General features: G+C 43.9%; 10 protein-coding genes. 3 read left to right on the top strand and 7 right to left on the bottom strand.

The features are described 5' to 3' along the window. Position 1: 1 nt before the first annotated feature. Genes FNC98_RS00575 through FNC98_RS00590 form a run of 4 tightly spaced genes read right to left on the bottom strand, consistent with a single transcriptional unit; the run spans position 2 to position 4896 of the window. Positions 2-1624 carry a TIGR03016 family PEP-CTERM system-associated outer membrane protein gene (locus FNC98_RS00575; RefSeq protein WP_143579431.1) on the bottom strand — a complete coding sequence of 541 codons (1623 nt, stop codon included), beginning with the start codon at positions 1622-1624 and terminating at the stop codon, positions 2-4. Continuing rightward, positions 1578-2660, bottom strand: a complete 1083-nt coding sequence (locus tag FNC98_RS00580; protein WP_143579432.1) for an XrtA-associated tyrosine autokinase — start codon at positions 2658-2660, stop codon at positions 1578-1580. Before FNC98_RS00580 ends, FNC98_RS00575 begins: the two co-directional genes overlap by 47 nt. 1 nt (position 2661) lies before the next feature. Then, on the bottom strand, positions 2662-4266 hold the full coding sequence (locus FNC98_RS00585) for an XrtA system polysaccharide chain length determinant (RefSeq protein ID WP_143579433.1): 1605 nt from the start codon (positions 4264-4266) through the stop codon (positions 2662-2664). 24 nt (positions 4267-4290) lie between these two features. Next, entirely contained in the window at positions 4291-4896 is a 606-nt protein-coding gene (locus FNC98_RS00590) for an XrtA/PEP-CTERM system exopolysaccharide export protein (protein WP_409574561.1), read from the bottom strand. A gap of 219 nt (positions 4897-5115) precedes the next feature. Between FNC98_RS00590 and FNC98_RS00595 the strand changes: the two genes are divergently transcribed. Then, a complete protein-coding gene (locus FNC98_RS00595; RefSeq protein ID WP_260680401.1) occupies positions 5116-6498 on the top strand; it encodes a TIGR03013 family XrtA/PEP-CTERM system glycosyltransferase in 1383 nt (460 codons plus the stop codon). Here FNC98_RS00595 and FNC98_RS00600 read toward each other — a convergent pair. The 3 genes from FNC98_RS00600 to FNC98_RS00610 all read right to left on the bottom strand — a co-directional run bounded on the left by FNC98_RS00600 (position 6445) and on the right by FNC98_RS00610 (position 9846). After that, positions 6445-7491 (bottom strand): polysaccharide deacetylase family protein, encoded by a 1047-nt coding sequence (locus FNC98_RS00600; RefSeq protein WP_143579435.1) that lies wholly within the window; start codon positions 7489-7491, stop codon positions 6445-6447. The genes FNC98_RS00595 and FNC98_RS00600 overlap by 54 nt on opposite strands. A gap of 1 nt (position 7492) precedes the next feature. Next, positions 7493-8542: a hypothetical protein gene (locus FNC98_RS00605; protein WP_260680402.1), complete on the bottom strand. Its 1050-nt coding sequence runs from the start codon at positions 8540-8542 to the stop codon at positions 7493-7495. Between the two features lie 155 nt (positions 8543-8697). Next, entirely contained in the window at positions 8698-9846 is a 1149-nt protein-coding gene (locus FNC98_RS00610) for a glycosyltransferase family 2 protein (protein WP_260680403.1), read from the bottom strand. A 389-nt stretch (positions 9847-10235) separates the two neighbouring features. Between FNC98_RS00610 and FNC98_RS00615 the strand changes: the two genes are divergently transcribed. Further along, entirely contained in the window at positions 10236-11411 is a 1176-nt protein-coding gene (locus FNC98_RS00615; protein ID WP_143579438.1) for a glycosyltransferase, read from the top strand. Continuing rightward, the gene (locus FNC98_RS00620; RefSeq protein WP_143579439.1) at positions 11411-13459 is read left to right on the top strand and encodes an NAD-dependent epimerase/dehydratase family protein; all 2049 of its coding nucleotides are present in this window, start codon (positions 11411-11413) and stop codon (positions 13457-13459) included. The genes FNC98_RS00615 and FNC98_RS00620 overlap by 1 nt, the downstream gene beginning before the upstream one ends. Position 13460 lies beyond the last annotated feature (1 nt).

Genomic DNA, 13460 nt, shown 5'->3' on the forward strand with positions numbered 1-13460 from the left:
ATCAGAACTCTTTAACCAATTTGATGCCAATACGGTTTTCATCGTAATTTAATAAGAACCGATTAGAACTGCGGTTTAAATGTTGCCCGTAAATGGTCATGGTCAGGGTTGAGTTTAATTCCTCAACCCATTCAGCCGCCCAAATCCGGTAATGATCGATTTGTTCTTCTGCTTCATCGAAGTCACGGTCAAATTCATTCCTAATAAATGAAAAACTCCCATCGAGAGTGACATTTCTGGACACTTCCCGAGAGACTCCAACATTGAGATATTCATAGATATCATCATCACCGAACTCTAATTCAGTACGTTTGGTTTTGCGCATACCTAAACGGTAGGTAGTGCGTTTCAGCGATAATGATGTGCTGAAATTTAAGGTCCTATTCAGACTGTAGGTTTCCGATTGTCGCAATCCGACATCGTTGGCAAATCCGATAAAGGTATATCCGGTCAGATCAAACGATTCATCAGGGCCGACAATACAGCTGGAAAAATCTCCGGGAGTCAGACCCAGGCACCAGACTTCCAGATCCTGTTCGACAAAGTTGTAGCGATCAAATAACTCAATGGCCTCGTTGTAGGTGAGGGTTGTATTGAGCTTTCGCATACGGTGTCTGAACGAGGCCTGATAAGCATCGCCATAAAAACGCTGGAAGTATTTAGCCCTCAGAGCGGTGCGCGCGGATGGCTGCCAGTTTATGGCACCACTGACATAGTCTTCTGGCGGATCCAGGAAGTCGACGTCAGGGACATTAGCATCTTCTTCATCAACTTTGTTCCAGGCGACGTCTATATCCAGACTATTGGTAACCTGCCAACGGATCCCGAAACCGAGAGAAGATGTACCCTGAATTTGCGTATCTAACAGGTTGCCTTCGGTATCTTCATCGTAGTAACGAATGAACGGGTTTAGCTTATACCCGGTTATCCAGCCAATATTGATGTCCATATTCCAATATTGACCTGTACGACGATTGTTAGAGGTATCAAGAATTTGTCCGGTCGCGTCCCAGAAAACATTACGTGCGGCGCTTCCGCTGCGGGTATTAAAGAAACCACTGTAACCCTCACGATCACCAATGGCATCCTGCGCCGTGTCGTAAAGATAAGCCAGTTGTGCCGAGGTAATAACGGTGGAAGAGGTGACGTTATAATCTAACCCTGCGCGTAATCTTTGAAATTGCACAGTGTTACCCGCCACGAGGTCAGCCAACGCATTTCGGGCGCTATTTTCGGCAACGTTATCAATAGAATATGAGGCAAATGCGGCCAAGCCTTCTGGCCACAGTTCGATGCGACCAAAAGCTTCCATTTGATTGAAGTTATCCCGTGCTCCTAAGTCATGACTGTAGAGAACCTGAATAAATTCATAATCAATATTAGCAATGGCCCCGCCTGATACGTATTGAGCGTTGATACCGGGGGATATTAACGTAACAAAACTGATCGTCTCATCATTAGGAGACAGCTCAACGTTATCCGTAACGACCTCTTCAACAGAAACCCTGGGCGTAATCGTCCAAGTCTCTGCGTAGGAAGAAAAGGTTAAAACAGTGCATACAGCAAGTACAGATATCTTATTGAATAATCGTCTTATTATCGTATCCGTAACTGTTAGTACCATATAATTCCTTATGCGATTGTAATGCTTTATTCAACACCAGTCCTTTAGCTAAATCTTCATTTAACATGGCACAGGCTCGATTTACTTTTTGAATCGGAGTCTTATTTTCTTCAACGGCAATAATGGCTTGTCCCATTAATTGCGAAAGCGCAGCGGTCTCAGTCAGACCTAAAATCGGAGGACAATCAAAAATCACGATACGATCCGGATAACGACTCGCCAGTTCCTCAACTAGCGATGTCATTTTCGCACTTGCCAGTAATTCATTGGCAAGATAGTGCGGTGTGCCGGTCGGCATGATTTTTAGTTTGTCGACATTGGTGGAATAGATAATGTCGCCAGCTTCTTCAATATTGCCAAGCAGATATTCGATCAGACCTTTACGAGGTTTGATACCACAATGGCGTAATACACTTGGTTTATAGATATCGGCGTCGACAAGCAACACGGTTTTATCCTGTTCAGCAGCAATACTCAAAGCCAGATTGATGGCGACAAACGTTTTACCTTCGTCTGCTAATGCACTGGAAACCATAACCAGATTCGGGTGTTTAACCTTGTTTGCTTTAGTGGTTAGCGCATTACCAAGTAAGTTACGCTTGATCTCGCGAAACTCTTCTTGCACCCGATGATTGTGGGAGTGGTCCTGAGCGGTCAGGTAACCCAAGTTTTCCAGCATCGGTAGGTCGAGTTCTAATACGTCTTCACCGACAACTGGATCGGGATCGGTAGCACGCATGGTCTCAACGTCTTCAACCTCATCGGATTTGACCATGACAGGTTCGGTAATTTCAGGCTCTGGTGCTACCGGAGCAACGCTTTCTTTAACTTCTACCGTGTCGTTTGCGGTAGCGACTGTTTCAACCTCTTTAGCTTCAGGTTTTGCTTCAGCCTTTTCACGAGCTGCGGAGGCCGCAGGTTTAGTACGTTTTTTAGTTGCTTTCTTTTTCGCAGGTGATTTGTCTACACTTTCTTCTTTAGCTTTATTGGCCAAATCAGCCTGTTTTTTAGCGAGTGCTTGTTCGATGGTAGACATATTAATACACCTTCGTTTGTTGAGTTTGTGGAGCCTGGCTGGACGTTGAATATCCAATAAATCCAGCAAGCAGTACCAGTAACAACACATTGGATATAATGAACATCCGAGTCTTGCGTTTTTCCTTGTCAACCAGACCAATCGAACTCGCGGCGGTTACAACGCCCATCACCGGCATATTTAGTGCGCGAGACAATTGATTTGAAGAAACTACCACTGGATTTGCCTGAGTCATCATGAAGGCTGCACCTGCACCTGCGCCGACACCAACAACTAACACTGCAAGATAAAAGATGATGCGATATGGGCCGCTTGGCTCAGAAGGTACTTGCGGCGGGTCGATAACGCGGAACTGAATTTTATCCGAGGTCGCATCGGCTTGTTTTGCCATTAATGCGGTTTCTTTACGGGATAATAGTTCTTCATATTTGCTCTTGTTGATCTCGTAGCCGCGGTTTAGTGCTACCAGCTCCGCTTCGATATCAGGGATTGTGCGAATTTTTTCAGTCAATTCATCAACCTGAGACTGATAGTTATTTGCACGAACCTGTAAAGAAGCGATTTCATTCTCTATCTGATTAACCAAAATGCGCATTTCCTGATACACGGGGCTGGCGTTGGCGGCACTTAAATTAACGCTTTCACCATCTTCACTTTCCGTGGTCAGAGCCAGATAGTAAGCTTCGATTTCTTCTTTACGAAGGCGGCTCAGCTCATCTAGGCGACGACGAATTTCGATAACATCAGGGTGTTTTTCGGTATAGCTTATCAGTGCAGTATCAAGGTTGGTTTTCAGGCCCTGAATACGCTCATCATAGGTAGTGGCGATAGAATCATTATCCAGGATGTTTTCTGACAGGGCTTGCCCCGAAGAGAGATCTTCCTGAGATAGTTGACCGCGGGCGGATTCAAGTCGGCCCTGGGCTTCCATCAATTGTAGATTTGTTTCCCGAAGGCGATTTTTCGCCGCATTCAGGGCGCTGTAAAAACCACCGTTGTTGGTTGGCAATACGCCAGTGTAGCGTTTCTTAAACTCGGTGAGTCGTTTTTCAGCGGCGACCAAACGATTTTCGTAATCGCGAATCTGCTTATCCAGGAATTTTTGCGCCGTATCCGTATCGCTTCGGGTTTCACCTAGCGTATTTTCAATGAATACGGTAAGTGCCGCCTGGACAATATTTTTCGCGATGAGTGGATCTTTACCTTCGTAAGAAATATTAAAGATATTTTCTTTGCCAACAGGTTCGATCGTCATATTGGTTTTCAAATCTTCGATAATGGCTTCAAACTCTTCAGAGTCCTCTGCCTGTAAATCGAGATCTGTCATGCGAGCAATTTTGGTAAGATTAGGGCGACCCAATAAGGTTTTCACCATCAGGCGAACTTGATAGTCGGGGTCCGTTTCCACCATTAATCCTTCCATTAATGGGCGCAGCAATGACTGTGTATCAACATACACTTGTGCTGTTGCCTCATATTTGTCCGGTAATGCACTTACTGCTAACCAACCGACAGGACAGATAATCCAGGTTGCTATCAGGATGTAGTGCTTTTTGCCCCATACACCCAGCAGTATTTCCTTAATTTTTTCAATTTGTTCGTACATGATGTGAGTTCTTTTTATTGAAAATTAAAACCATGCTTCCGGAATCACGATAATATCGCCCGGTAACACATCTACATTAGCGCTGATGTCGCCGTCCTTAATAAGGTCTTCAATATTGAGCAAGTATTGCTTCTGTTCGCCATTTTCGACTCGAACCAGAACGGATTGGTTACCATCGGCAAACTGTGTCAGGCCGCCGACTGCAATCATCACGTCAAGGAGGGTCATGTTTTGGCCATAGCTGACAGCTCTTGGCTGTGCTGCTTCACCAATAACGCGAATCTGTTCACTGTAGGGGCCGATAAAGCGGTTTACGGTAACCGTTACTATGGGCTCTCTCAGATAAGTGGATAGCTGCTCTTCAATAGTACGAGCTAGCTGAGTAGGTGTTTTACCGGATGCCATGATGTCTTCAACCAGCGATGTGGTGATTTTGCCATCAGGACGGACAATAAAACTGCCTGAAACGTCTGGATTGCGCCAGACAAAGATATTCAACTGATCACCAGGACCGATTAAATAGTTGTAGGAATCCGCGGTTTCTGTTTGAGCGGGGCGGACTGTTGCAGAGGGTAATGATTGATTTGAACTACATCCAGTTATTATCCCTAAAAAGACAATAGCAACCATTATCTTTCGTATAGTCAAAGTTCCTTTCGCCATAACTTAATGCCTTCATTGCTAAAGATTATTTTTGGTTTATACAAAGGTTAGTTCATAGATTTAAATTTTGCGCAAATTTTGATCGAAAAATAATCTTGGGGGTCTGTTTTCTTGAACTATAGTTAAGGTGAAAAAGGGATTTTTCCCATACTAACCAAAACAATAAAGGAATCCGGGGTAGCTCTCGTGCAAAATAAAAACACTAATTATTATGCAGTCCTATTGAGGCTGTTGATTCTTACCGACTTCTCTATTTTCTTCATTACATTTGCCATAAGTAACCAGTTTGTGCTGCAGCACTTCAATAATTTAGAGGTACTAGGTTACTCATTATTTTTTGCGTTTGTGATGCAGCTGGCGTTTCTTGGACTTGGCTTATATAAGCCTAAGTTAAGAGATAAATGGTGGGGCATGGTGCGTCGATTAATATTGGCCACTGCGCTTAGCTTTTTATTCTTAATGTTGGTACAGACATTATTTAAACAGTCTTATTACCTGACGCAAACGCTATTTAATGCCTGCTTATATAGCTTTGTTACGACGTTATTACTCAGAACCCTGTTCTTGAAGGTTAACTTTCTTGGATTCGCCAAGCGTAACGTATTAATCCTTGGTTCTGGCGAAAGGGCGACTATCATCGAAAACCGAATGCGTCGAAAAATCGACCGCCAGGGCTTTAATCTGGTTGGCTACAGTCGCATGCCGGGCGATGCAAAAGCTCAGATCCCAGAGGATAAAATCATCGATCTCGACATGCCTTTGTCGGAGTATGTCGTTCGTCAAAATATTCATGAAATTGTCATCGCCACTGATGAACGCCGCGATAATTTGCCCGTTGAAGAGTTGTTTTCCTGTAAGTTAAGAGGTGTCGTGGTTTCAGATATCCTTGACTTCTTTGAAGCGGAAACCGGACAAATTGCTGTTAACCTGATCTATCCTAGTTGGCTCATTTTTTCTGAGGGTTTCTCATCTTCCAATGAAATTCGCAATAACCTCGACTGGCTGTTTAATGCATCCTTGGCGTTTATATTGTTCTTGCTAACCTGGCCAATAATGTTACTCGCCTACCTGGCGATTAAGCTTGAAGACGGCATCAGTGCGCCGGGTTTTTACTGGCAGGAGCGGGTTGGGTTAAATGGCCAAATATTCCGAATCGTGAAATTTCGCAGCATGAAAGTCGACGCTGAACGCCATGGCATTAAATGGTCTTCTGAAGAAGATGACCGGGTAACTAAGGTTGGTAAGTTCATCCGCAAGTACCGCATCGATGAGTTACCGCAAATCTATAACGTTGTTATCGGAGATATGGGTTTTGTTGGCCCGCGCCCAGAGCGTCCGGAGTTTGTGAGTCATCTGCAAAAGGTTATTCCATACTACTACGAGCGCCATAACGTTAAGTCAGGTCTTACTGGCTGGGCACAATTGAAATACCCTTACGGCTCCAGTGATGAAGATGCCCAGGAAAAACTTAAGTATGACCTGTACTATATCAAGCATAGAAGTTTTTTAATGGACTTACTTATCCTGATACAAACCGCTGAGGTGGTTATCCTTGGAAAAGGGCGATAACCTGTGGTTAAACATATTTTTACTGACGTTGTATTTTAAATCACCCACCGAGCATTGATTATCAACGGAAAACCGCGGCAGTTCGAAGCGGTTTTCCAGTAAGTTCGTACAGTAGTTGTGTAGGAAGGTAAAGGCCAGTTGATAACCACTTTTACGCAATAAGTTCATTGTTGTTTGGTTATAGGTATGTTCACCACCCACCGGATAAGCGAAGGTATTTATGGTGCTGCCAAGCTGCTCTTCGAGGCGCAGCTTGGAATTAATTATCTCTTTTTCCTGCTGCTCTTCTTCGAGGTGAGACAGTATCTGATGGCTACAGGTTTGCGAGCCGATAGAAACGCCATTAGCAATGACCTCTCGAAGCATATTCCAATCCATAAACAAAGATTGTGACATCGTTACTTCATTCTCATCAATGCCACAAGCCTGGCGCAGCATCGCCAGCTTGTCAGGCATCGTTACCCGATGGTTTTGCTTGATATACCGCAGCATAACCCGAATTTTTTCCGTTTCTGGTAATTCTGGCCATTTAATAGGGAGTTGCCATTTATTCAGTAGAGCCGAACTTACCTGGGTATTTTTCAATAACCAGGCAACCTCATCCCACCAGGGAACACTCGGGTTGTCGATAAAATCGGTCGCAATGAAAAACGTTGCCGGCACATTTGCCGCTTTCAGCAGTGGATACGCATATTGATAATTATCGTGATAGCCATCATCAAAAGTGATTACGGCTAATCGTTCCTTGATTGGCGTATCATTGCGCATCAGCGCAATTAGCTCTTTGGTACTGACAACATCAAAGTTTTGTTTGTAAAATTTCAGGTGGGTTTCAAATTGTTCAGCACTGCAGCTAAACAGATTTGGATCATATTGGGTATCTGCAGGATCACCGATGCGATGATAATTAAATCCATAGAGCCCATCAGGACGAAACCGCCATAACAGCCAACCCAGCCCGGAATATTTAAATATGTCTGCTTTGTAATCCATTCTATGCCTTATGCTTTAATTCTTCTTTGAAAATATCGGCAACTTTATATTCGGGTTTGGGAATAATAAAATCGCGATAGTCGCCTGGCTCTCCTTGCACATCGGCCTCCGCAGCTTTGACTATGTTATACATCTCGCGGGCAGAAACATAATGCAGTTTATATTTTTTACCATCATTGTATTTATTTTCCAAATATCGACACATATCGGCAAATGGCTCACCAAGAAGGGTGTCCATGGATTCTTCCTGGGTGCCATGGGTATGGACCTTAACGAATAACCAGTCTTCCTTATTCTTTACACTAATTTGTGTATTCATCCATAAGTCGATTCTGTCCGCTGTCGGTGGCATATTGCCACGTATATCTGAATTCTCTATTTGTGGAAAAATCTTCTTTTTCAAACGTCGCCAATTTAATGCCAGCGGCCCGGTAATCAGCATCAAATCGCCCCAGGGCTCACCATTTCGCTCGACAGGTTTGCCAACGTTGTGAGAGTTTGGGTGACCCGGATTATCCTTGGCGTAATAGATTTCGTTTGCAAAAGCCGGCTGTGTGTCACTTGGTGCACTCGGAAACGTCATATCAACGAAACAACCCGTTTCTTTGAGAATGATAAGCTCGTCATTGACACCGCATAATTTGCCATCGGGACGGGAGTTATTAAGGCACCAGTTACCATGAATGAAGGCATATTCAAGATGCCCGCTTTCTGGATTTCGACAAAACGCGCCATGATTCTCATGCAGAGTTTCGGTGAATCGGTTTAATGTGTTTCGCAAATTTTCGCTAGTATCATCGTGATGATGAAGATGCACTTCAATTTCACCGAACCCTTGAGCACAGATGTAGGCAATTTTGTCCAGATGCTCGCGACGATATTCTTCTTCCGGGTAGAAAAAACTATGTTTGGGTGGGTGGCCATCAGCGTCTTTGAATTTGCGTGCAACTTCCGGATATTCATACAACCAACGGTCAACTCGGGCACGTTCCTGTTCAATACTGATATTTTTTCCCCACTGGGGTTCGTAGTGGTCGACAAAACAAAACATTACATGAGTCGTTTTGTTGGACTTTCCATAGTGGTGCCAATGGCCAGTCAGCTTTCTTTTTAAAAAATGCCCTAGCCAGAGGTTAAGGTTTTTTTTGTATATGACCAATGTTACACACCCGATTAAAGCGATCAACAATGCCAGTAACAAATAAATCATGAGCGGGAAGTCCTTTGCCAAGTGCCAGTTAAGTTTCGTCGACTAAACAGAACAAAGCCTTGCATTAAGGCGGTGTTCAGGCGCAAAAAAAACGCAATGAATGTGATGAACCAGGGGGTGGTTTGTCCTTGATCGATTTTTTTAATTCCCCAAATACCGAGCCCATAAATAGTGACTTGAAGTAACAGGAATCCAAAATAAAACGTTTCGGTAGCGAGCAGGAAATTGCTGACCAGGGCTAATACCATAAGATGTGGGGTAAACCAACGTAATACTTTATGGGAAAAATAAGCAAAACATCGCCAGCCTTGTTTGGGGTTGAGTAGCCAAAACAGGTTGCTGAATGCCTGATAGTTGCCAGCGCCTATTCGTATTCGACGCTTGCCTTCATCCTGGGCACTTGGTGCCACTTCTTCTCTGGCTTTAGCGCCACGGTGATAAACTACCTTGCGGCCTTGTCTGGCTATATTCATCACGATTTGAAAATCGTCTACTATGGTGTTGGCACTAATTGGAGTATACAGCTCTTGGCGTATGGCATAGATTGCGCCGTTGGCTCCTAACAGGGCATCAAGCTTACTTTCCTGATATTTAATAAACTGCTCATAGCGCCAGTAAAGGTTATCTTTGTTGGCGTTGGTACCAAGATTGTATAGCTCGAGCTCGCCACAAACGGCACCAACACTTGGATCGGAAAAACCGGCTACCAACTCGCGTATCGCATTGGCCTCAAATTGGGTATTGGCATCAGAAAAAACCACGATTTCGGTTTCAACCTGAGTCAGCAAATCGTTTAACGTACTCGCTTTTCCGCGGTTTGGGCTAAATAAGCTTATATTTAGGCAGGGGTGTTCAAGCGTTTCCAGAATGGCGTTAGTTGCGTCAATGCTACCATCTGAGCCGATAAAAATATGAAGCTTTTGCAATGGATAATCTTGATTGAGAAGGTTTTCGACACGCTCGGCAATGCAATGCTCTTCATTATATGCGGCAATGACTACACTGACAGCAGGTAATTGCTCGTCGTTAAGCGCGGATACGGATGTCTCGGTTCCAAAGAATTTGGCAAAGATAAAGCAGAGAACTGGATAAATCAGGTAGCTATAAAGAATTGCTAGCACAGCTATCCAAAACACGAACTCCATTTTCATCCCCTGATTTATTCATTGTTATTCAATAAAATATATATCAAGAAATGAATTTTAGTAGCGACAACGAAAAATAATTCTCCACAGGATTCTTTGCTTGCATTTAATGCCGTAATTGTTGCCTCTTTAGCGGCGATAGTTTAGTGATAATCCGATCGTAGCGAATTCTTACCTCAAGCCTCAATAATACTCGCATCGAAGATGCTTTAGTTACTTCAGCAAAAAGCCAAACCCTAGCTAACCTCGCCTAAATAAAAGGTTTTTCCTGCTGCATATCTGCAAATAAATGAACTTAAAATTATTTTTGCATCAAAGTAGCAGGTTTTCGGATCTGCCATATACTCAAAGGTAACCAAGAATTAAAACAATCACAGAATTATCAAGCAATGAATAACAAATGGGATGTTATTTACATCGGTAATGAGTACAGTACGGACAATCGCACCAGTAGTCATCACATCGCAAAACGACTCGCTGCTCAACATAATTTGCTTTATGTTGAAGCTGCTGGGCTGCGCATGCCTCGCTTTTCTATCTCCGATCTGAAGAAGATTTTTAGCCGATTACAGAAAGCCTTTAAGCCAAAACCTGCCAAACAAGCAAATGACTTTAATCTGCTGACGTTGTTTTTATTACCATTCCCGTCTACCTGGTGGATTAGCCGTTTCAATAAAAAGCGTGCTATCGCAAAAATAACCGCGAGAAGCGAACAGCTTGGCTTTGGTTCTCGCCCAATAGTCTGGTGTACCGTACCAACATTGGCAGAAGTCATTGAACAGCTCTATCCACAAGCAATTATCTATTACTGTGTTGATGATTTTTCATCACTGCCGGGGGTAAATCAGAACCGAATCGTGGGACTCGATCACCAGTTAAGCCAACAAGCGGATTTAATTTTCACACCTTCAATGCCGCTATTTGAAAGAAAACGAAAGCAATATCAACATGTATTGTTAAGCCCGCATGGTGTCGATGTTGCCCATTTCTCTCAGGCAAATCAACCTGGCCCAATTCCCGATGAACTGGCAAATATTTCTGGCCCGGTTATCGGTTTCTTTGGATTGATTGAATATTGGATAGATATCGAGTTGATATGTTTTGTCGCTCGCAAACTTCCCCAGGCGACCTGCTTACTCATCGGCAGGGTTACCGTCGACCTTAAACAATTCGATATTCCCGACAATGTTTTATTTATCGGCCAACGTGCCTATGAACAGTTACCGGATTTTGCCCGTCGCTTTGACGTCGCAATTATCCCTTATGTGCTTAATGATCAGGTGTTTAATTCCAACCCGTTGAAGCTGCGGGAGTATCTGGCAACAGGAAAACCAGTTGTTTCGGTGAGTTGTCCGGAAATCGATAAATATCATGAGGTTGTCAATATCGCTCAGGATTATGAGGAATTTGCGAAATTGGTCGAGTTGGCAATTACGAATGATAACCCGCAAGCAAGTGTTCAGCGTCAGAAAGTGGTAGAGAAGGACACTTGGGAATCGAGATATAGCAAAGTCTGCCAGCATGTAGAGGCAATTCTTAAAAATAAAAATTCCATGGAGCAATAATGAGAACCGTTATTATAGGGTGTGGTAATTTAGCCCGTATTCACGTGCACAAATTACGTAAACTAAATCCACAAGTAGCATTGGCTATCGTCGATATTGATCCCCAGCGGCTCGAACAATTCGCTAAGGAACTGGATATCAGTGCCAGTTTTCAGAGCATTGACGAAATGTTGAATGTATTTCAGCCCGAATACGCTCACATAACAACGCCCCCTGGCAGCCATTATGGATTGTGTAAAAAGCTGTTGGCCAGCCGGATCCATTGTTTGGTTGAAAAGCCGCTGGCGATGACCAGTGAAGAAGTTGCTGATTTATTGTCGGATGCCGAGGCGAATAAACTGAAGCTGACGGTCAATCATATGCGCAGTTTTGATCCTATGGTTGAGCAGGCGAGACAGCTCATTGAAAAGAAACAATTTGGCGCCGTAAAAGCAGTAAAGGGTCGCTATAGTTTTGACTACTTTGATAACCGTAAATATGACCCTACCAGTCGCTGGATGGAAAAGCTTCCGGGTGGCCCGGTGTTTGATATTGCGCCTCACGTGTTCAGCGCTATGGAGCAGTTCACCGGACCATTAAGTTATCAAGCCAGTCAGGTCACAGCTTTTGATAACAAAGTTCATGATTACCAGTTGTTGCTGAACAATCAGCGGGGGATTTTTGCCAGTGCTCACATGAACCTGAATACCTTACCGTTGAAAAATGAACTGGAAATCGAATGTGAAAGGGGCGCTGTTAACCTTGATTTTCGTAACTTCATCATTAGCTATCAAAGCGTCAGTTCACTGCCTAATGCCATCTCCCGGGTAACGGGAAATCTGCATGGTGCCTGGCAATTGCTATGGGGAACATCGGCTGCAGTGGTCAAATTTCTGCTTAAGCGGCTCGATCCCTATGCTGGTCTGGATAGAGTTATTAAAGATTTCTATTCTGAACAAATGAGTAATGACTTTGCCATTGATGCTCGGCGTTATCTGGAAATAATGGAGCGGGAAACGGCATTTATTTCTCAACCAGAAGAAAGTAAAGATATTCAATTACCACCAGCCGATGTACTGGTCACGGGCGCTCGCGGCTTTCTTGGTCAATCTTTAGTTTCCAGATTATTGCAGCAAGGACGAACCGTTCGAGTGTTACTGCATTCCAATAAACCTCTGCCGGAAAGTTGGCAGAACTATGAACAACAGTTACAGGTAGTGATTGGTGATATCTATGATGGCAAACTGGTTTCTCGTACCTGTGAAAATGTTAAAAAAGTATTCCATCTGGCGGCCGCAATGCAGGGTAGCTGGCATTATCACTTAGATACCACAGTTACCGGCACCAATAATTTGCTCGCAGCCTGTTCAACTCACAATATCGAACAACTTATTTATATCAGTACGCTAAACGTTTATCACGGTGATGATTATCGCTTTAGCAACAAAGTAGACGAAACGTTTCAGTTCGAGCGCGAGCCGCAAAACCGTGGTAATTACTCCCATGCGAAATGGCAGGCCGAACAGGCGGTGCGAAGCTTCGCTGCCGAACATGAAAGTACTCAGGTTACCATTTTCCGCCCAGGGTTAATTTATGGTCCGGGCTTAGATCCCTGTTTGAACGACCTGGGGATATCTCTTGGAGATAACTATCTGATCTCAATCGGTATGGGTGACCGACGCCTGCCGCTGGTTTATGTGGAAAATGTCGTCGATGCCTGTGTTGCGGCACTCAAACACAGTGAAGGAGCTCTGAAAATATTTAATCTGGTCGATGATGACTATCCAACACAGCGAGAATATATCGAACTTCTCAATGAAAATGGCAGGAAAAAGCGGTTAATTCCGGTTCCGCTGGCGGTTTATAAATCTGCGTTTTGGGTTTTGGATAAGCTCTGTTCAATTGGCCTGAAACGTAATCCTCACCTTTCTTATCGCTTACGTTCGATTTCCGCATCACCGAAATTCGATACCCGCGAAGCTCAGCAGGTTTTGCATTGGCAACCGCAGGTTGGCCTGAAGCAAGGCGTAAGTGCGGCAATTGCTGCCGGTGAGCAGGTTAAGAACTGAT

The sequence above is a fragment of the Thalassotalea sp. PS06 genome, assembly GCF_007197775.1.
Lineage (GTDB): Bacteria > Pseudomonadota > Gammaproteobacteria > Enterobacterales > Alteromonadaceae > Thalassotalea_A.